The sequence below is a fragment of the Kitasatospora sp. NPDC094015 genome, from assembly GCF_040304075.1.
GTDB lineage: Bacteria > Actinomycetota > Actinomycetes > Streptomycetales > Streptomycetaceae > Kitasatospora.
Genome location: NZ_JBEOUL010000005.1, coordinates 1 through 19368 on the forward strand (window position 1 = coordinate 1; position 19368 = coordinate 19368).

General features: G+C 72.1%; 16 protein-coding genes. 7 read left to right on the forward strand and 9 right to left on the reverse strand.

What is annotated here, in order from left to right; translation table 11 throughout:
- Both ABT014_RS08000 and ABT014_RS08005 read left to right on the forward strand, forming a co-directional pair.
- The coding region (locus ABT014_RS08000; protein WP_350637809.1) for an oligopeptide/dipeptide ABC transporter ATP-binding protein at positions 1 to 300 on the forward strand (300 nt) is incomplete at its 5' end.
- Positions 293 to 1309, forward strand: a complete 1017-nt coding sequence (locus tag ABT014_RS08005) for an ABC transporter ATP-binding protein (RefSeq protein ID WP_350637810.1) — start codon at positions 293 to 295, stop codon at positions 1307 to 1309. The genes ABT014_RS08000 and ABT014_RS08005, both read left to right, overlap by 8 nt.
- A 179-nt stretch (positions 1310 to 1488) precedes the next feature.
- Here the strand turns inward: ABT014_RS08005 and ABT014_RS08010 are convergent, their stop codons facing one another.
- From ABT014_RS08010 to ABT014_RS08045, 8 genes are all read right to left on the reverse strand, one after another.
- Positions 1489 to 3189 (reverse strand): ABC transporter family substrate-binding protein, encoded by a 1701-nt coding sequence (locus tag ABT014_RS08010; RefSeq protein WP_350637811.1) that lies wholly within the window; start codon positions 3187 to 3189, stop codon positions 1489 to 1491.
- 135 nt (positions 3190 to 3324) lie between these two features.
- The gene (locus ABT014_RS08015; RefSeq protein ID WP_350637812.1) at positions 3325 to 5409 is read right to left on the reverse strand and encodes an ABC transporter ATP-binding protein; all 2085 of its coding nucleotides are present in this window, start codon (positions 5407 to 5409) and stop codon (positions 3325 to 3327) included.
- Positions 5410 to 5474: 65 nt separating this feature from the next.
- Positions 5475 to 6545: an ABC transporter permease gene (locus ABT014_RS08020; protein WP_350637813.1), complete on the reverse strand. Its 1071-nt coding sequence runs from the start codon at positions 6543 to 6545 to the stop codon at positions 5475 to 5477.
- Between the two features lie 49 nt (positions 6546 to 6594).
- A complete protein-coding gene (locus tag ABT014_RS08025; RefSeq protein WP_350637814.1) occupies positions 6595 to 7560 on the reverse strand; it encodes an ABC transporter permease in 966 nt (321 codons plus the stop codon).
- Between the two features lie 625 nt (positions 7561 to 8185).
- Positions 8186 to 10429, reverse strand: a complete 2244-nt coding sequence (locus ABT014_RS08030) for a hypothetical protein (RefSeq protein WP_350637815.1) — start codon at positions 10427 to 10429, stop codon at positions 8186 to 8188.
- Between the two features lie 303 nt (positions 10430 to 10732).
- The gene (locus ABT014_RS08035) at positions 10733 to 11194 is read right to left on the reverse strand and encodes a DUF6113 family protein (protein WP_350637816.1); all 462 of its coding nucleotides are present in this window, start codon (positions 11192 to 11194) and stop codon (positions 10733 to 10735) included.
- Positions 11191 to 12090 (reverse strand): N-acetyl-1-D-myo-inositol-2-amino-2-deoxy-alpha-D-glucopyranoside deacetylase, encoded by a 900-nt coding sequence (mshB, locus tag ABT014_RS08040; protein WP_350637817.1) that lies wholly within the window; start codon positions 12088 to 12090, stop codon positions 11191 to 11193. The genes ABT014_RS08035 and mshB overlap by 4 nt, the downstream gene beginning before the upstream one ends.
- A gap of 29 nt (positions 12091 to 12119) precedes the next feature.
- Positions 12120 to 12314 (reverse strand): DUF2304 domain-containing protein, encoded by a 195-nt coding sequence (locus tag ABT014_RS08045; protein WP_350637818.1) that lies wholly within the window; start codon positions 12312 to 12314, stop codon positions 12120 to 12122.
- A gap of 303 nt (positions 12315 to 12617) precedes the next feature.
- Here ABT014_RS08045 and ABT014_RS08050 point away from each other — a divergent pair, with 303 nt between their 5' ends.
- The 5 genes from ABT014_RS08050 to ABT014_RS08070 all read left to right on the forward strand — a co-directional run bounded on the left by ABT014_RS08050 (position 12618) and on the right by ABT014_RS08070 (position 18469).
- Positions 12618 to 14738, forward strand: a complete 2121-nt coding sequence (locus ABT014_RS08050; protein WP_350637819.1) for a S9 family peptidase — start codon at positions 12618 to 12620, stop codon at positions 14736 to 14738.
- 173 nt (positions 14739 to 14911) lie between these two features.
- Complete coding sequence (locus ABT014_RS08055) at positions 14912 to 15883, forward strand: ABC transporter ATP-binding protein (RefSeq protein ID WP_502894896.1); 972 nt, start codon at positions 14912 to 14914, stop codon at positions 15881 to 15883.
- Entirely contained in the window at positions 15880 to 16602 is a 723-nt protein-coding gene (locus tag ABT014_RS08060; RefSeq protein ID WP_350637821.1) for an ABC transporter permease, read from the forward strand. The genes ABT014_RS08055 and ABT014_RS08060 overlap by 4 nt, the downstream gene beginning before the upstream one ends.
- Positions 16603 to 16610: 8 nt before the next feature.
- Entirely contained in the window at positions 16611 to 17867 is a 1257-nt protein-coding gene (locus tag ABT014_RS08065) for a sensor histidine kinase (RefSeq protein WP_350637822.1), read from the forward strand.
- A gap of 29 nt (positions 17868 to 17896) precedes the next feature.
- Positions 17897 to 18469: a response regulator transcription factor gene (locus tag ABT014_RS08070; RefSeq protein ID WP_502894908.1), complete on the forward strand. Its 573-nt coding sequence runs from the start codon at positions 17897 to 17899 to the stop codon at positions 18467 to 18469.
- A gap of 18 nt (positions 18470 to 18487) precedes the next feature.
- Here the strand turns inward: ABT014_RS08070 and ABT014_RS08075 are convergent, their stop codons facing one another.
- Entirely contained in the window at positions 18488 to 19366 is an 879-nt protein-coding gene (locus ABT014_RS08075) for a transglutaminase family protein (RefSeq protein ID WP_350637824.1), read from the reverse strand.
- Between the last annotated feature and the right edge of the window lie 2 nt (positions 19367 to 19368).

Here is a 19368-nt window from a genome sequence, read left to right on the forward strand (position 1 = left end):
GTCGAGACCGCCCCCGTCCACGAGCTGTACGCCAACCCGGCGCACCCGTACACCAAGGGGCTGCTGCGCTCGATCCCGCGCCTGGACCAGAAGGGGCAGGACCTGTACGCCATCCAGGGCCTGCCGCCGAGCCTGCTGCAGCTGCCCGCGGGCTGCTCCTTCAACCCCCGCTGCGACCGGGCCACCGACCTCTGCCGGTCGGACCGCCCGCTCCTGCAGCCCGTCCTGGACGCGGACGGTGCCGAGCTGACCGGCCGGCGCAGCGCCTGCCACTTCTGGAAGGAGACCCTCCATGGCTGAGCCCATCCTGGAGGTCCGCAACCTGGTCAAGCACTTCCCGCTGACCCAGGGCATCCTGTTCAAGAAGCAGGTGGGCGCGGTGCGGGCGGTCGACGGCGTCACGCTGACCCTGCACCGGGGCGAGACGCTGGGCATCGTCGGCGAGTCGGGCTGCGGCAAGTCGACGCTGGCCAAGGTGCTGATGAACCTGGAGCGGGCCACCGCCGGCGAGGTGCTGTTCAAGGGCGAGGACATCAGCCGGCTGAGCGGCCGTGCGCTGCGGGCCGTGCGGCGCAACATCCAGATGGTGTTCCAGGACCCGTACACCTCGCTGAACCCCCGCATGACGGTGGGCGACATCATCGGGGAGCCGTACGAGATCCACCCGGAGGTGGCGCCGAAGGGTGACCGCCGCAAGGCCGTCCAGGACCTGCTGGACGTGGTCGGGCTGAACCCGGAGTACATCAACCGGTACCCGCACCAGTTCTCCGGCGGCCAGCGCCAGCGCATCGGCATCGCCCGGGGGCTGGCGCTCAAGCCGGAGATCATCATCTGCGACGAGCCGGTCTCCGCGCTCGACGTGTCGGTGCAGGCCCAGGTGATCAACCTGCTGGACCAGTTGCAGAGCGAGTTCGAGCTGTCGTACATGTTCATCGCGCACGACCTCTCGATCGTGCGGCACATCTCCGACCGGGTCGGCGTGATGTACCTCGGCAAGCTGGTGGAGATCGGCACCGAGGAGCAGATCTACGAGCACGCCACCCACCCGTACACCCAGGCGCTGCTGTCCGCGGTGCCGGTGCCGGACCCGACCGGCCGGGAGACCCGGGACCGGATCGTGCTGGTCGGCGACGTGCCCTCGCCGGCCAACCCGCCCTCGGGCTGCCGCTTCCGCACCCGCTGCTGGAAGGCCGAGGACCGGTGCGCGAGCGAGGTGCCGCTGCTCGCCGTGCCGCAGGTGCTGAGCGGCCCGGCCGCGCACGAGTCGGCCTGCCACTTCGCTGAGGTCAGGCAGCCGACGGCGGCCTGAGCGCCGCCGGCAGCACCGTCGGGCGGGCCCCGGGGACGCACCCCGGGGCCCGCCCTCGCGCTGCGCCGCAGCGGGCCCCAGAGGGCCCCAGCGGGGCCGGGGACGGCAGCGGGGCGGGCCCCGGGGAGATGATCCCCGGGGCCCGCCCCGTCAGCTGTCCGATCAGACCCGGCAGGTCGTCACTTGGTGAAGCCGATGTTCTCGTAGATGTAGTCCGACAGGCCCGGGGCACCCAGGTTGGCGACCGACTTCTTCACACCGAAGATGGCGGGGCGCTGGTACAGGGTGATCAGACCGGCGACCTTCCAGGCCTCCGCGTCGGCCTTGTTGATCGCGGCGAACTCGGCGTCGACGGACTGGGCGGCGGCGGCGTCGGCCATCGCCTTGTCCAGCTCGGGGCTGCCGACCTGGCTGTAGTTGGCGCCACCGTCGGTCTTGAAGTTCGCGGTCGAGGAGCTGGCCGGGAACGGGGTGCCGATCAGCGAGAACGCCGTCATGTCGAAGTCGAACTTGTAGATGTACTTGTCGAAGAACTCGTTCGACGGGGCGGTGAAGATGTTCACCTTGACGCCGACCTGCTGCAGCATCTGGGTGAGCATCGAGCCCTCGTTGGTGGCCACGGTCACGCCCGCCGGGATGACGAACTTGAGCGCGAGCTCCTTGCCGTCCTTCTTGCGGACGTCGCCGTCCATCTTCCAGCCGGCCTCGTCCAGCATCTTCTTGGCGGCCTCGGGGTCGAACTTGCTCAGACCGTCCGAGTTGTCCTTGTAGCCGTTCTGGTTCGGCACCAGGAAGTGGTTGTTCATGGCCTCGGCCGGCCAGCCCAGGCCGTTCAGGTCCGACTTGGCGATGGTGTCGCGGTCGATCGCCTTGAAGATGGCCTGGCGGACCTTGACGTCCGTCAGCATCGGGGACTTGCCGTTGAACATGAAGTGGCGGAAGTTCGGGCCGCCGGCCTCGCGGACCTCGCCGTCCGGGGTGGCCAGGATCTGCTTGTAGCCCGAGGCGTCCGGACCGTTGTTGTAGAAGTCGATCTCACCGTTCTGGAACGCCTGCGGCATGGTGTTGGTGTCCATGGCCTTGTAGACGATCTTGTCCAGCAGCGGCTTCTGGCCCCACCAGTTGGGGTCGGCCACCACGGTGACGGTCTTCGCGGTCTGGTCGATCTTGTCCAGCTTGAACGGACCGGCGGTGACCGGGATCTTGTCCGCGTAGGCGGTGTTGAAGACGTCCGGGGTGGCGACGTACTTGGCCGGGAACAGCGGCGCGTTGGCGGCGTTGTTGAACAGCGCCTGCCACTCCGAGAACGGCGTCTTGAAGGTCATGACGGCCTGGTAGTCGTCGGCGCCCTTGACGACGCTCTCGACCTGGTCGAAACCGGTGGTCGAGGTGGCCTTGAAGTCCGGGTTGCTGCCGTTCTGGGACTTCCAGTTGGCCTCGATGTCCTGCCAGGTGATCGGGGTGCCGTCCGACCACTTCGCCTTCGGGTTCAGGGTCCAGGTGACGACCTGCTTGCCGTCCTTGGTCTCCGACTTGGCGTCGAGCAGGTAGTCCTTGTTCGGGGTCTGGGTGCCACCGGCGTCCGAACGCCAGAAGGTCGGCATGAGCGCCTTCATGACATCGGTGGTGGAGACCTCGTTGCCGTCCGCCTCCAGCGGGCTCCACTGGGTGGAGAGCTGGTCGATCGCCCAGTTGAGGGTGCCGCCCTGCTTCAGGTCGCCGCGGTCCTTCTCGTTGATGGCCCGCTGGGTCATCTTCGGGGCCTCGGACTTGGCCGGGGCGGCCGAGTCGTTGGACTTGCTGCTCGAGCAGGCGGTCAGCGAGAGCGACGCGGCGGCGATGGTGGCGACCAGCGCGACCGGGATCCGGGTGTGCTTCAAGGGAGTCCCCCTGTGGTGACGGATTGGGTGAGTAGAGCCCAGCGGAGCCGCCGGAGCGGGTGGTGCTGGAGGGTTGGCAATGCGGCCGTGCGGGTGGGGCGGGAAGCGCCTGTCAAGCGGCGCGGCTCGTGGGGGTCAGATCACTTCGAGGGCGGCCGCGAAGTGGCAGGCGGCCACGTGGTCCGCGGCCAGGCTGGTGTTCGCGGGGTCCTCGTCGTGGCAGCGCTGCTGCTCGCCCTCGGAGAGGGTCAGGTACTTCGGGCAGCGGTTGCGGAACCGGCATCCGCTCGGCACGTTGGCCGGGCTGGGCAGGTCACCGGTGAGCAGGATGCGGGTCCGCTCGCGCTCCCGGCGCGGGTCCGGGAGCGGCACGGCGGACAGCAGGGCCTGGGTGTACGGGTGGGACGGAGCGTCGAAGATCGACTCGGAGTCGCCGAGCTCGACGATCCGGCCGAGGTACATCACGGCGATCCGGTCGGCGATGTGCCGGACCACCGAGAGGTCGTGGGCGACGAACAGGTAGCTCAGGCCGAGCTTGACCTTCAGTTCGTCCAGCAGGTTGAGCACGCCGGCCTGGATGGAGACGTCCAGGGCCGAGACCGGCTCGTCCAGGATGACCAGCTTGGGCTCCAGGGCCAGGGCACGCGCGATCGAGATGCGCTGGCGCTGGCCGCCGGAGAACTCCTGCGGGTAGCGGTCGGCGTGGTCGGGGTTGAGGCCGACCATCTCCAGCAGCTCGGGCACCCGGGCGGCGATCCGGTCCTTGTCCCAGCCGTGCGTCTTGAGCGGCTCGGCCAGGATGTCGCCGATCGGCATCCGGGCGTCCAGGGCCGCCATCGGGTCCTGGAAGACGATCTGCATGTCCCGGCGCAGCGCCTTGCGGTCGGCCCGGCCGAGCCCGCGGACGTCCTTGCCGAACACCGTGACGGTGCCGGCCTGGCCGCTGGGCAGGTCCAGGATCTCCAGCAGGGTGGTGGTCTTGCCGCAGCCGGACTCGCCGACCAGGCCGAGCGTCTCGCCCTCGCGGATGTCCAGCGTGATGCCGTCCACCGCCTTGACCACGCCCACCTTGCGCTTGATCACGGCGCCCTGGGTGAGCGGGAAGTGCTTGGTCAGGCCGTCGAGTTCGAGCACCGTCTTGCGCTGCTCGCGCGGCACGTTCTCCAGCTCGACGGCGACCGGGATCTCCGGGACGGGGTAGATGGTCGCCGGGTCGAGCGAGCCGGCCAGCTCGTGGCTGCGGTGGCAGGCGGTCGGGTGGGTGTTGCCCTCCTTGACCGAGAGCACCGGCTCCACCTCGCGGCAGCGGTCGATCGCGATCGGGCAGCGGGCCGCGAACGGGCAGCCCTGCGGCAGCTCGACCATCGACGGCGGGGTGCCCTCGATCGGGGTCAGCGCCTTGCGCTCGGTGTTGTCCAGGCGCGGGATCGAGCCCAGCAGGCCGATGGTGTACGGCATCCGCGGCTGGTAGTAGACCTCGTCGACCGCGCCGGACTCGACCGGCTTGCCGGCGTACATCACCTGGACGCGGTCGGCGAAGCCGGCGATCACGCCGAGGTCGTGGGTGATCATCACGATCGCCGCGCCGGTGACGTCCTGGGCCTTCTTCAGGACCTCGAGCACCTGGGCCTGGATGGTGACGTCGAGGGCCGTGGTCGGCTCGTCGGCGATGATCACCTTGGGGTCGTTGGCGATCGTCATGGCGATCATCGCGCGCTGGCGCATGCCGCCGGAGAACTCGTGCGGGAAGTTGTCCACCCGGCGCTTGGGGTCCGGGATGCCGACCACGTCGAGCAGTTCGATCGCCCGGGTGCGGGCCTGCTCCTTGGTCATGTCCTGGTGGATCCGCAGCGCCTCGACGATCTGGGTGCCGATCGAGTACACGGGCGTGAGCGCCGACAGCGGGTCCTGGAAGACCATGCCGATCTCCTTGCCGCGGATCTTCGACAGCTCGTTGTCCGAGAGGCCGAGCAGCTCGCGGCCGTTCAGCTTGATCGAGCCCGAGACCTCGGCGCTGTCCGGCAGCAGGCCGAGCACGGCCATCGAGGACACCGACTTGCCGGAACCGGACTCGCCGACGATGCCGAGCACCTCGCCCGGGCGGACGGCGTACGACACGCCGCGGACCGCGCGCACCTCGCCGGCCTCGCTGGGGAAGGAGACCTGGAGGTCCGTCACTTCGAGAACGGGCTGAGACTTGTCCAGCCGGGTGTCGGTCACCGGTCGGAGTCCTTCCTTGGTACGGGGGCTGCTGTCCGCGGGCTGCGAGGGGATGTTCGCGGCGGTCACGAGGCGCTCAGCACGTCGTTGGACTTGTTGGGCATGGACGCCCTGAGGTGGGCCTCGTTGCGCTCGGCGAGCGCCTTGCGGCGCCTGCCCTTCGACTTGGCGCCCGAGGAGTTCGGGTCGAAGGCGTCGCGCAGGCCGTCACCGATGAAGGAGACCGCGATGCCGATCAGCACCAGGCAGCCGGCCGGGAAGTAGAACAGCCACTGGAAGGTCGGGGCGTTGGTGGTGTTCTCGGCGATGATCGTGCCGAGCGAGACGTCCGGGGGCTGCACGCCGAAGCCGAAGAAGGACAGGCCACTCTCGCCGATGACCGCGGCGCCGATCTGGATCACCGTGTCGATGATCAGCAGCGAGGCCATGTTCGGCAGGATGTGCCGGAAGATGATGACCGGGCCGGGGACGCCCATGTACTTGGCGGCCTTGACGAACTCGCGGTCCTTGAGCGTCATCGTCATGCTGCGGACCACCCGGGCGGTGATCATCCAACTGAACGCGGCCAGCAGGACGACGAAGATCAGCCAGCTGGTGTTCCGGAACAGCGGGGACAGCACGGCGATGATCAGGAAGCTCGGCAGCACCAGCAGCAGGTCGACGCCCCAGGTCAGGGTCTTGTCCATCCAGCTGCCGTAGTAGGCGGCGAAGGCACCCACCACGGACGCGACCAAGGTGCTGATGACACCGACCAGCAGGCCGATCACCAGCGACTTCTGCAGGCCGCGCATGGTCAGCGCGAACAGGTCCTGGCCGCCCTGGTTGGTGCCCCACCAGTGGTCGGCGCTGGGCGGCTGGGTGAAGGCCAGGTAGTCGTGGAACTTGTAGTCGTACTTGCTGAACATCGGGCCGATGTAGGCCGCCAGGAACAGCAGGACGATGATGCCGACCCCGACCAGCGCCAGCCGGTTGCGGGTGAAGCGGCGGAGGGTCAGACGGCCGCGGCTGGTCCGCTTGGTCGCGGACTTGGCGGCCCCGGGCAGCGGCGGGGTGCCGGCCGTGGCGGTGGCCAGGGCGGCGACCGCCTCGCCGCCGGCGGCGGAGGTGTTCGACGGGGCGGGCTGGTTGGCGCTCATGCTCTCTCTCCTCTACGGGTGTTCGGTGCTCGGTCGGGGGAACGGTGCGTCAGCGCACCCGAACCCGAGGATCGAGCGCCGCGTAGAGCAGGTCGGACAGCAGTCCGGCGATGAGGACCAGGACCGCGGTGAACAGGGCGACCGCGGCGGTCGAGTTCACGTCGTTGCGGGTGATCGAGTTGACCAGGAGCTCGCCCATGCCGTGCCAGCCGAAGGTCTTCTCGGTGAAGGTCGCGCCGATGAACAGCAGCACGATGTTGAAGACCAGCAGCGGGACGACCGGCAGGATCGCGGTCCGCAGGCCGTGCTTCACCAGCGCGGCACGCCGCTTGAGGCCCTTGGCCCGGGCGGTGCGCAGGAAGTCGCTGCCGAGCACGTCGAGCATGGTGCTGCGCTGGTAGCGGCTGTAGAGCGCGACCTGAATGAGGATCAGGGTGAGGCCCGGCAGCAGCATGTGCTCGGCCCGGTTGCCCAGGGCGGCGAAGTCCCAGCGGCCGGCGAACTCCGGGTCGGTCTCGCCGGTGAAGTGGATGGTGCCCGCACCCAGGAACTTCATCGTGAGCAGCTTGAGGAACAGGCCGAGCACGAAGGTCGGCATCGCCAGGATGAAGAACGACGCCAGGGTCGAGGCCCGGTCGAAGAACTTGTACTGCTTGATCGCGCCGACGGTGCCGAGCGCGACGCCGCCGATCGAACCGAGCAGCGTGGCCAGCAGCAGCAGTCGGGTGGAGACGCCGAGCCGGCGGCCCACCTCGTCGTTGACCGGCGCGCCGTCGATGTTCTTGCCGAGGTCACCGTGGACCACGCCGTTGGCCCAGGTCCCGAACCGGCTGACGATGGGGGTGTCAGGGTTCATGTTGACGTCGTCGAGCGTCTTGGTGATGGTGCTCTTCGCCAGTGGCGGGTTACGGCCCTCGTAGTTCGCCTGCGGGTGCAGGCTGAGCCCCGCGATGAAATAGGAGAGAGATGCCGCGAGCGTGACCAGAATCAGATAATTGGCCAGCTTGCGAAGCATATAGCGACCCAAGGTGGTTCTCTCCCTCGTGCGGACCCGCGCTCACCGACGGAACAAGGCCCCGGTCTGCGCGATCCGTGAGGATGGCGGGCTCTGCACAGAGTGCCTCGGGGCGTCTCGAATGTCGGACGTTTGGTCAGAAAGTCGGTCGCCGCTGTGGAACGGCTCGCTGCCACATCTTGCTGACCTGGTGAAGACTTGTCGACCGGCCCCGGATCAAAGATTGGTAACGCCGGATCCAATCCTTGAGGTGGTGGCGGGTTTTGACCATGGGTTCATCGGCATGACCCGCAGGCCACAGGGGGTTTTCCAGGTCGACGCCGCCCCGGAACGTGGGGTTCCGCTGTCGCGCAACACTTGAGTTGGAATGTCCGGTTATATACCGCCAATGGCGAGGATTCGCCAACAAATGACCGCTGGTGAGCGGCTTGATTGACGATTGAACGGCTGCGAAGTCCGCAACAGGTGAACATGGCTTGAATTGGTTGCTATCCGTCCGATATTCGGACGGCTTCGTACGGAATCCATGGCACCCAGGGCCCGGCACGCCGGAAGGCCGGGACCGGACGTTCGGTCCCGGCCTCCCGGGTGGTGCCGAGGGGCGCCGATCGGCGCCGACGGCGGGTCAGACGGTGAACTTGAAGACGCGGTCCTTGCCGGTCTTGTCGAGCACCGAGGTGATGGCGTCCGCGACGTCCTGCGGGGTGATGGTCACCACGGCGCCGTTCTTGCGGATCTTGGCGGTACCGATGGTGCTGTTCATCGCGGCGCCCAGCTTGTCCAGGTCCCACTTCGGCACGATCTTGCCGGTGTCGTCCGGGACCAGGGTGAGCGCCTTGGCCGCGGTGACCTTGCCGAAGTCGAACTTCCGGGTCCCGACGTTGATCGTGACGTTGCCCGCCAGGACCTGCTTGCCGAGGCCGTCGGCGGCCGCCTGGAGGGCGTCCTGACCGACCTTCGGCTGAGCGTCCGTGAGCTCGAGCGCGACCTCACCGTCGGGCTGCCCGGCCGCGCGGTTGCGGAACGCCTGCTCGACCTTGTCCACCGCGCCGGCGGCGTTCAGGGTCTGCCCGGCCTTGCCCGGTACCACCTCGGTCTGCCCGGCCTCGGTGAACCGGACGAAGCCCTCCTGGAGCCCCTGGCCGGAGCTGGAGGCCAGCCCGTCCAGCGCCGCCTTCAGCTTGGCCCGGTCGACCCGGACCTCCGGCGCGACGGCCTTGCTGCCGCCGGCCAGCGCACCGATCACCACGACCGGGTTGTAGCTGTGCTTGGTGAGGCCCTCCACCGTCGCGGTGGTGTCGAAGCTCAGCCCGGCGCTGGCCGGGTCGAGGTTGACGGTCTGCCCGGCCACCTTGAGCTGGACCGGCTTCTGGGCCGTGGGGCCGACCGCGCCGTCCAGCGCGCTGACCGCCTGGTCGCGGGTGTCGCCGCCGATGTCGGTGCCGAGCACCGTGGTGCCCTCGGGGATGTCCGCCTGGTTCATCATCAGGCCGGTGCCGTACGCCGCGGCGCCGATGAACAGCAGCCCGCCGACCGCGTACACCACGAGCTTGCCGCCGCGGCCCTTGGCCTTGGTGGGCTTCGACTCCTCGGCCGCCTCCTGCGGATCCGGCTCCTGCGCCGCGTCGGGCCGGTGCGAGACCTGGTCGGGGGACTGCGGCACCCGGGGCGGGGTGGCGGCCCGGGGAGAGCCGGGGAAGGGCTTGGCGGGCTCGTACGGGACGTCGGCGAAGCGGCCGCCGCCCGGCTGCTGGCCCTGCTGGGCCTGCTGCTGTGCGGCCTGGCCCTGGTGCTGCTGGGCCTGGGCCTGCTGCTGGGTCTGCTGCGCCTGCTGGGCCTGCGGCGAGGGGGCCTGGGCCCGGTGCTGCTGGTTCTGGTGCTGCGGTGCCTGGTGCTGCGGCGCCGCGAACGGGTCGGCCGGCCCGAACGGGTCCGCCGGGGCGAAGGGGTCGGCCGGGGCGAACGGATCGGCCGGCCCGGCTATCCCGCCGGACTGCTGCTGCTGCCGGCGTGCCTGCGGCTGCCCCTGCGGCCGCTGCTGCTGCGGCTCGTCCCGGATCGGCTCGAAGCCGCCGATCTGGGTGTCCTCCGGCTCCTCCACGGGGAGGCGGCGCTGCGCCCCCATGCCGGGACCGGTCCCGAACGGGTCGCTCTGCGCCGGCGCCTGCGGCCGCTGGGCCGGCGTCGCGAACGGGTCGTTGCCGTACGGGTCGTTGCCGTACGGCTGGGCCGGCGCCGGGCCGGCCGCGTACGGGTCCTCGGGCCCGGGGCCGGGCTGCGCGGCGGCGAACGGCGAGGCGGGCGCGCCGGTCGGGCGGGGGGCCGGCGCCGCCTGCGGGGCGGCGCCACCGGCCGCGGCGGGGGCGCCCGCCGGCACCGGGGCGGGAGCGCCCTTCTGCCGGGGCTTGAACCATTCGCCGGTCGACTCGGACTCGCTGGTCGCGGCCGGAGTCGGAGCCGGGGCGGCGGCGGCCGGGCGGTCCTGCCACTGCGGCGGGACGTTGGCCTGCGCGCCGGCCCGGGCGCCCTGGTCCATCACGCCGAGCACCGGCGAGGAGCCGCCCGCGGCGGCCTCCGGCTCGGCGGCGGCGTCCTCGTTCTTGACCGGCGAGCGCACCACCACCGGCGGGATCGGCCGGGAGCCGGGGATGTTGATCCGCACCCGGGTGGTCAGCGTGGTCTCGGTCTTCGGTACCCCGTCGTCCGCCGGCAGGTCGGGCGCCGCGGCGGGCTGCCCGGCCTGGCCGAACGGGTCGCCGCCGAAGCCGCCGGGCACGCCGGTGCCGTACGGCGGGGTGCCCGACGGGTAGGCGTCCGGGCCCGAACGGCGGGGCTGCGGGTTCGCGCTGTCAGATTCGCGGCTGCTCAATGCTGCTCTGCTCCGGGTTCGCGCTCGGGCCGGGGCGCCGATCGCGGGTTGTGGGGTGTCCGCCCCGCCGTACGGCGTCAGCCGCCGGGCGAGGGAGTGGAGTGACCCCTCCGACACCAGCTTCTTCACGTGTGGGCTGCGGCGGTGGCATCCGGGGCCACCGCGGGAACGGGGTCGAAGGTACCTTCCCGGCCGGCCGCCGGAGGCACCGGGTCCGTTGCCGCGGGACCACCTTACTGGGAGTTGGCACCCGGCGACTTGGAACGGAAAGAACCCGATACGTCCGAATCCTCCGGTATGAGACTACGGGCGGGGTGCCCTGACTGCCCGTTGGCCGTCGTTCTGCGGCACCCCGAACCCGTACCCCGACCGGGTCGGCAGGGTCGCGCAGACCACACCGCCGACCGAGCCGAGGAAGAGGTAGAGGTAGGAGGTCACCGCCGTGGAGATGACCAGATCGCCCTCCGGCCGCGGGGTCATCAGCACCAGCAGCACGGCGAACCAGCCGGCCATCGGGATGCCCGCGCCGAGCTTGGTCCCGGTCAGCCGGAGCCCGCCGTAGAACACCGCCAGGGTCGCCGCCAGCGCCAGCAGCAGACCGCCGGGCGGCCACAAGGCCTGCACAAACGCTCCGCAGAGCGAGACCAGCCCGCCCAGCACGAACAGCAGCACGTAGGCGGTCACCCGCCCGCCGCGCGGCGGCAGCGGCTCGGCCAGCCGCTCGGCCCGGCTGCCCAGCAGGGCCCGTACGTATCGCCTGATCACCGCTGCTCCTCCTCCTCGACACCGGCGAACAGATCGGTCTCCGGCCGCCCGCCCGCGAGCTCCCCGCGGACCAGCTGGTAGTACTCGGTCGCGATCAGCGGCTGCCCGAGGTCGTTGCTGAGCGCGAAGAACGGGCCGTCCACGGTGATCTGGGTGGCGTGCGCCCGCATCGCGGCCGCCTTCGCCCCGGCGTACGCCGTCCCGTCCAGCACGGTGGTCACCACGCCGTCGTCCACCACCCCGGGCACGTCGCCGACCTGCGCGACCCCGGGGAAGGGCGCCTTGGCGGCGGTCTCCCGCAGGCCCTGCTCGATCACCGACCGGGGCATCCGGGCGTAGTAGACCTTGACGATCCGCCAGGCCGCGCCCAGCTCGGGGCGGAACAGCGGATCGGCGGCCAGCTCGGCGGAGCGCAGCGCCACCCGGTGCGCCTGGATGTGGTCCGGGTGCCCGTAGCCGCCCTGCTCGTCGTAGGTGACCAGGACCTGCGGCCGCACCTCGCGGACCACCGCCGCCAGCCGGGCGGCGGCCTCGTCCACGTCGGCCCGCCAGAAGCAGGCCGGGTCCTCGTTCTCGGCCGTGCCCATCATCCCGGAGTCGCGGTAGCGGCCGGGGCCGCCGAGGAAGCGGAAGTCGGTGACCCCGAGCTCGCGCATCGCGGCGGCCAGCTCGCCGATCCGGTACTCGCCGAGGGTGCCGTCCCGGTCGGCGGTCAGGTGGGCCAGCTCGGCCGGGATCACCTCGCCGCCCTCGCCGAGGGTGCAGGTCACCAGCGTGACCCGGGCACCCTCGGCGGCGTAGCGCGCCATCGTCGCGCCCGAGACGATCGACTCGTCGTCGGGGTGGGCGTGCACCAGCAGCAGGCGGCGGGGTGGCTGGTCGTCGGCAGCGGTCATGCCCGGCAGCCTATCGAGCGGGGGCGCCGTCAGAGTTTCAGGCCATTGATCATCCCTGCGACGTTGGTGGTCACCTGCTGGATCGAGGGCGCGATCGAGCTGGAGGCCAGGTAGAAGCCGAGCAGCGCGCAGATGATCGCGTGCACCGGCTTCAGACCGGACCGGCGGATCAGCAGCCAGACGACGACCAGCATCAGAACGGCGGCGGAGATGGACAAAGCCATGACGGCTCACACCCCTTCTCGGGTGTGCCGCCCGCGGGCGGGGCGGCGGTCGGGACCTGCGGGGACCTGCGGTCGCTCCGGGGCCGGTGGGAACAGGACGTTCCGACTCCGGATCGATGGGACAACACATACCCGATCGGTGACCGCCGCATGACGTTCCGTGAACGCCCCCGGCCCGGCGAGCCGCCCGGCAGGCCCGCTGCGGGGCCGCTGCCGCAGGGCCCGGGGGCCCGTTCGCAAGCTCCGCGGCGGGCTGCTCCGAACGAGTGATCACCGCGCCCCCAGCGCATAGGGTCTGGTGCCATGACCACCGAGAACCCCGCGGACACCTTCCCCCGGCAGTACGCGCGCACCCTGCGCTACACGGTCGGCGCGCCCCGCTCCTTCGCCGTCGCACCCGACGGCTCCCGGGTCGTCTTCCTCCGTTCCGACGCCGGCTCCGGCCGGGCCAACCTGCTCCGGACGCTGGACACCGCCACCGGTGAGGAGCGGGTCGCCGCCGACCCGGCCGTCCTGCTCGGCGGCGGCGAGGAGCACCTCTCGCCGGCCGAGAAGGCCCGCCGCGAACGCAGCCGGGAGGGCTCGGCCGGCATCGTCGGGTACGCCTTGGACGGCGCCGCCGCGCTCGCCGCCTTCGCCCTCTCCGGCCGGCTGTTCGCCGCCGACCTGGCCGCCGGCACGGCCCGCGAGCTGCCCGCGGCCGGCCCGCTGCTCGACCCGCGGCCCTCCCCGGACGGCGTGCACGTCGCCTACGCGACCACCGCCGGCGAGCTGCGGATCACCCGCACCGACGGCACCGGCGACCGGGCGCTCGCCACCCCGGAGCGCGCCGGGGTGACCTGGGGCCAGGCGGAGTTCATCGCCCAGGAGGAGATGGACCGCGACCGCGGGTACTGGTGGGCCCCCGGCAGCGACCGGCTGCTGGTCGCGCGGGCCGACGACGCGCCCGTCCAGCGCTGGTGGATCGCCGACCCCGCCAACCCGGCCACCGTGCCCGCCGAGGTCGCCTACCCGGCGGCGGGCACCCCCAACGCCGAGGTCGGCCTCTGGCTGATCGACCTGGACGGCGGGCGCACCGAGGTCCGCTGGGACCGCGAGGCGTTCCCGTACCTGGCCCGGGTGCACTGGTCCGCCGGCGGCGCGCCGCTGCTCCTGGTGCAGGCCCGCGACCAGCGCAGCCAGCAGATCAGGATCGTCGACCCGGCGACCGGCGCCACCGAACTGCTGCTGGCCGAGCAGGACGAGGTCTGGCTCGACCTGTTCCCGGGCGTCCCGGCCTGGACCCCGGACGGCCGGCTGGTGCGGATCAGCGACGAGGGCGGGGTGCGGGCCCTGGTGGTCGGCGACCGCACGGTCACCGACGCCGGCCTGCACCTGCGCTCGGTGTTCGGGATCACCGACGAGGCCGTGCTGTTCAGCGCCTCGGCCGGCGCCGACGACGACGCGCTGCCGCCCGGCTGGCAGGGGCTGTTCCGGGCCGGCCCGGACGGGGTGTCGCCGTTCGCGCCGAACGGCGACGGCGCCGCCTCGGCCGTGCACGCCGGCGGCGTCACGGTGCTCGCCACCAGCTCGGCCGAGCTGCCCGGCGCGACCGTCCGGGTGCTGCGCGGCGACGAGCTGCTGGCCACCATCGCCTCGCACGCCGAGGCGCCGCTGCTCACCGCCCGCCCGGTGTTCCGCTTCGCCGGCGAGCGGCGGATCCCGGCCGCGGTGTTCCTGCCCACCGGCTACGAGCCCGAGCGGGACGGCCGGCTGCCGGTGCTGATGGACCCGTACGGCGGCCCGCACGGCCAGCGGGTGGTCCAGGCGCACAACCCGCACCTGACCTCGCAGTGGTTCGCCGACCAGGGCTTCGCGGTGGTGGTCGCGGACGGGCGCGGCACCCCCGGCCGCAGCCCCGCCTGGGAGAAGGCGATCGCCCTCGACCTGGCCGAGGTCACCCTGGACGACCAGGTGGCGGCGCTGCAGGCGCTGGCCGAGGAGTTCCCGCTGGACCTCGACCGGGTGGCGATCCGGGGCTGGTCGTACGGCGGCTACCTGGCGGCGCTGGCGGTGCTGCGCCGGCCGGACGTGTTCCACGCGGCGGTCTCCGGTGCGCCGGTGACGGACTGGCAGCTGTACGACACCCACTACACCGAGCGCTACCTCGGCCACCCGGCCGAGCAGCCGGAGGTGTACCGCGCCAACTCGCTGATCGAGGACGCCCCGAAGCTGGAGCGGCCGCTGATGATCGTGCACGGGCTGGCCGACGACAACGTGGTCGCCGCGCACACCCTGCGGCTGTCCTCGGCGCTGCTGGCGGCGGGCCGCCAGCACACCGTGCTGCCGCTCTCCGGGGTCACCCACATGACCCCGCAGGAGCAGGTCGCGGAGAACCTGCTGCTGCTCCAGGTGGACTTCCTGAAGCAGTCGCTCGCCCGCTGATCCGGGTCCGCGCGAGCGCTCGCGTCCGACGGCCGGGGCCCCAGGGTCCCGGCCGTCGCCATGACATCCGTCATACCGAGCGCACGACGGCGCACACTGACCGCGGACCCGCGTTCCGGGGACTCTTGAGGGGTCGGGCCGAAGGGCGGCCCCGTCGGAGAGGACCTGGACGGATGAGCACGGTGGCACGGACACGCGAGGGCGAGGTCGCCGCCTTCCGGGACGTGAGCAAGAGCTACGGTCCCGTCCGGGCGGTCGACGGTCTCGACCTGGTGCTGCGGCCGGGGGAGACGGTGGCGCTGCTCGGGCCGAACGGCGCCGGCAAGTCCAGCAGCCTGGACCTGCTGCTCGGCCTGCGCGATCCCGACCACGGCAGCGTCTCGCTGTTCGGCGGGACCCCGCGGGCGGCGGTGGCGGCCGGCCGGGTCGGCGCGATGCTGCAGAGCGGCGGGCTGATGGCCGACGTCAAGGTCCGCGAGCTGGTGAAGTTCGCCTGCGACGTGCACCCGCGCGGCCACCGGGTGGACCGGGTGCTCAGCGAGGCCGGCATCACCGAGCTGGCCGACCGCAGGGTCGACAAGCTCTCCGGCGGGCAGGAGCAGCGGGTCAGGTTCGCGCTGGCGATCGCCGGCGCCAACGACCTGATCGTGCTGGACGAGCCGACCACCGGCATGGACGTCTCCGTCCGGCAGGCCTTCTGGGCCGCGATGCGGGCGCAGGCCGCCGAGGGCCGCACGGTGCTGTTCGCCACCCACTACCTGGAGGAGGCGGACTCGATCGCCGACCGGGTGCTGGTGCTGCACCGCGGCCGGTTGATCGCGGACGGCACCTCGGCCGAGATCAAGGCCAGGGCCGGGGCCCGCCGGATCGGCTTCGAGCTGCACCCCGCGGACGGCGCGTTCGACGAGGCGGTGCTGCGCGCCCTGCCGGGCACGGTCGGCCTGGACGTCACCGGGCAGCCGGGCGGTGTGCGTACGGTGCGGATCCGCACCACCGACGCGGACGCGGGGGTCGCCGGGCTGTACCGGGCCGGCCTGTACCCGCGCGGGCTGGAGGTCACCGGCCTGGGCCTGGAACAGGCCTTCCTGACCATCACCGGCGCGAAGGACGCCCAGGACGAGGCCCTCGAGGAGAGTGCGCGATGACCACCCTGATCCAGCTGGAGATCGTGCGCACCCTGCGCAACAAGCGGTACCTGATGTTCACGCTGCTCTACCCGGCGCTGCTGTACGTCTTCTTCATCAACGCCTACAGCGGCGGTGAGGTGGCCGGCGGGATCCCCGCCAAGTCCTACTTCATGGTCTCGATGGCCACCTTCGGCGCGGTCGGCGCGGTGCTGACCGGCTCCGCGCAGAAGATCTCGCTGGAGCGCAAGAGCGGCTGGGTGCGCCAGCTGCGGCTGACCGCGCTGCCGGGCCGGGCCTACACCCTGGGCAAGATCGCGGCCTGTGCCGTGACCACGCTGCCGGCGATCGGGGTGGTCTTCGCGATCGGCGCGATCGAGGGGGTCCGGCTCCCGGCCGGGCAGTGGCTGGGCCTGGCGCTCGCCCTGTGGCTGGGCAGCTTCGTGTTCGCCGCGCTGGGCGTGGCGCTCGGCTACGCGGCCGAGCCGGACGCGGTGCAGCCGATCGTGATGATCGTCTACATGCTGATGGCGCTGTTCGGCGGCACCTGGTTCCCGGTCTCCGACTCGCTGAAGGCCTTCGCCCGCTTCAACCCGGTGTACCTCTACAACCAGCTGGCCTCCTTCACCCGGCCCGGGCACGGGCTGGACACCGTGGCGGTGGCCGGTCTGGCCGGCTTCCTGGCCGTGTTCGTCGCGGCCGCGGCCTACCTGTACCGCAAGGACGGCCAGGCGGCATGATGGCCACCATGTCGAAGCCCTCCCGGACCCTGCCCGTCGCCGACCCGTCGGCGGCGGAGCAGGGCTCCGGCTCCTTCTCCGTCGCCCCGGGGCAGCCGGTGGAGAACCGGCGCCAGCTGCTGGTCAAGCTCAGCTGGATGTCGCTGTGGATGATTTACCTGGTCTACCCGGTGAAGGACCTGACCGGCGGCGGCCACGGCACCCCGGCCGTGGTGGCGGGCTCGGTGGCGCTGACGGTCTTCGTCGCCTCCTACCTGGCGCTGGTGGCGATCCGCTCGACCAAGCCCGACGGCTGGCACGGCAAGTACGTCGTGGTGGCCGGGATGCTGGCGATCGCGGTCGTCACCTCGTTCACCCTCGGCGAGGCGTGGCTGACGCTGTTCACCTACACCTCGGTCTGCGTGGCCACGGTGCTGCCGAGCGCCCTCGGCCTGCGCGGGGTGCTCGCGGTCACCGCGCTCACGCTGGCCGTCGCCCTGCTGGTGCGGGCCGAGAGCGACACCCTGGTGGCGATCCTGCTGCCCTGCTTCCTCAGCGGACTGGCGATGACCGGCCTGCAGCGGCTCATCTCCACCATGCGCGAGCTGCGTGAGGCCCGGGCCGCGGTGGCGCACCTGGCCGCCTCCGAGGAGCGGCTGCGCCTCGCCCGCGACCTGCACGACCTGCTGGGCCACTCGCTGTCGCTGATCACCATCAAGAGCGAGCTGGCGGGCCGCTTCCTCGAGCAGGACAAGCAGCCCGAGGCGCGGGCGCAGGTCGCCGACATCGAGAAGGTCGCCCGGCAGTCGCTGATCGACGTCCGTGAGGCGGTCAGCGGGTTCCGCCGGCCCACCCTGCCGGTCGAACTGGCCGCCGCCCGGACGGCGCTGGCGACCACCCAGATCACCCTGGAGGCCGGCCCCGGGGTGGCCGAGGGCCGGCTCGCGCTGGACGCCGAAGGGGCGGGCGCGCTGGCCTGGGCGCTGCGCGAGGCCGTCACCAACATCGTCCGGCACGGCACCGGGGCGAGCGTGTGCACCGTCACCCTGGACGAGGTCTGGGACGGCGACGGCGAACGCTACGCCGCGCTGGAGGTCGCCGACGACGGCCGCGGGCCCGGCAAGTCCTCGCCCGGCAACGGTCTCACCGGCCTGAGCGAGCGGCTGCAACTGGTCGGCGGGCGCCTGGAGAGCGGGCCGGGACCGCGCGGCAAGGGCTTCCGCATGCGGGCGCTGGTGCCGTTGCGGACCGCGCCGGTGGGCGCGGCCGATAGTCTGCCGAAGTGATCAGAGTTCTGCTGGCGGAAGATCAGGGGATGGTCCGGGAGGCGCTCGCCGCCCTGCTCGGACTCGAAGGGGACATCGACGTGGTCGCGCAGGTCGCGCGCGGCGACGAGGTGGTGGCCGCCGCGGCGGCGCACGAGGTCGACGTGGCCGTGCTGGACATCGAGATGCCCGGGATGACGGGGATCGACGCGGCCGCCGAGCTGCGCCGGCAGCGTCCGGCGACCAAGGTGGTGATCGCCACCACCTTCGGCCGGCCCGGCTACCTGCGCCGGGCCATGGAGGCGGGCGCAGACGCCTTCCTGGTGAAGGACGCGCCGGCCGCCGAGCTGGCCGAGGCGATCCGCCGGGTGCTGCGCGGGGAGCGGGTGATCGATCCGACCCTGGCCGCGGCGGCGCTGGCCGAGGGGGCCAACCCGCTGACCGGGCGGGAGCGGGACGTGCTGGAGGCGGCTGCCGACGGTTCGGTCAACGCGGACATCGCCCGGCGGCTGCACCTGTCCGAGGGCACCGTGCGCAACTACCTGTCGATGGCGATCCAGAAGACCGCCGCGCGCAACCGCACGGAGGCGGTCCGGGTGGCCCGGGAGAAGGGCTGGCTGTGACCGCCCGCCCGGGGCCGCTCAGTTGAGCCGGTGCCGGGCCGCCTTGGCCTCGTGCCGGACCCGGGTCGCGGCCTCCGGGTCGAAGGCGTCCAGGATCTCGGCGTAGGAGTCCATCTCGGCCGCACCGGCGAGGAAGTCGCCGGTGCGGACCAGGAGTTCGGCCCGTTCCAGGCGCAGCTGGGCCGGGTGGCGGGGGAGCAGCAGGGCGAGTTCGGTCGCCCAGAGCTGGGTCCTGGCCTGCTCGGGGCGGTCCGCGGCCCAGCTGCGGATGTTGCCGAGCACCCGCAGCACGATGTCCAACGGCTGTGCGGGGGTGAGCAGTTCGGTGCCGAACCGCTGGCCGGCGGCCTGCACCAGCTTGGCCGCGTCCGCGATGTCGAGCAGCCGGCCGCCGTGGTACGGGTCGGCCAGCACGAACTCGTTGCCGCCCTCCGGGGCGCCGACCGCGACGATGAAGTGGCCGGGCAGCGCGATCCCGTGGACGGTGAGCCCGGCCCGGGCGGCGACCTCGACCCAGACCAGCGACAGGGTGATCGGCAGCCCGCGCCGGCGCCGCAGCACGTCCGGCAGCAGCGAGGACTCCAGCCGCCGGTAGTCCGCCTGCCGGCCGTGGAAGCGTTCGCGCCCGCCCAGCACGGCGGCCAGCAGCGCGGCGGTCTCCTCCGGCCCGCTCGGCCGGCGCTCCAGGACGGCGTGCCGGATCGCCGCGGCGTGCCGGTCCAGCGCGGCGTGACAGGCCGACAGCAGGGCGTCCAGGGTGGGCGGTTCCTCCGGGCCCTCCGGGCGGCCGAGGTCGCCCAGGGTGTGCTCGGCGGCGGCCAGCAGGCAGAGCAGCACCGGGTCGGGGTGCTCGGCCCTGGCCGCGGTGCGGAAGCGGGATCTGCTCTGCTCGGTCACAG

Coding starts and splice junctions, on each gene's coding strand:
- ABT014_RS08005 (WP_350637810.1), top strand. CDS start 293: ATGGCTGAGCCCATCCTGGAGGTCCGCAACCTGGTCAAGCACTTCCCG.
- ABT014_RS08020 (WP_350637813.1), bottom strand. CDS start 6,545: ATGAGCGCCAACCAGCCCGCCCCGTCGAACACCTCCGCCGCCGGCGGC.
- ABT014_RS08025 (WP_350637814.1), bottom strand. CDS start 7,560: ATGCTTCGCAAGCTGGCCAATTATCTGATTCTGGTCACGCTCGCGGCA.
- mshB (WP_350637817.1), bottom strand. CDS start 12,090: ATGACCGCTGCCGACGACCAGCCACCCCGCCGCCTGCTGCTGGTGCAC.
- ABT014_RS08045 (WP_350637818.1), bottom strand. CDS start 12,314: ATGGCTTTGTCCATCTCCGCCGCCGTTCTGATGCTGGTCGTCGTCTGG.
- ABT014_RS08050 (WP_350637819.1), top strand. CDS start 12,618: ATGACCACCGAGAACCCCGCGGACACCTTCCCCCGGCAGTACGCGCGC.
- ABT014_RS08055 (WP_502894896.1), top strand. CDS start 14,912: ATGAGCACGGTGGCACGGACACGCGAGGGCGAGGTCGCCGCCTTCCGG.
- ABT014_RS08060 (WP_350637821.1), top strand. CDS start 15,880: ATGACCACCCTGATCCAGCTGGAGATCGTGCGCACCCTGCGCAACAAG.
- ABT014_RS08065 (WP_350637822.1), top strand. CDS start 16,611: ATGTCGAAGCCCTCCCGGACCCTGCCCGTCGCCGACCCGTCGGCGGCG.
- ABT014_RS08070 (WP_502894908.1), top strand. CDS start 17,897: ATGGTCCGGGAGGCGCTCGCCGCCCTGCTCGGACTCGAAGGGGACATC.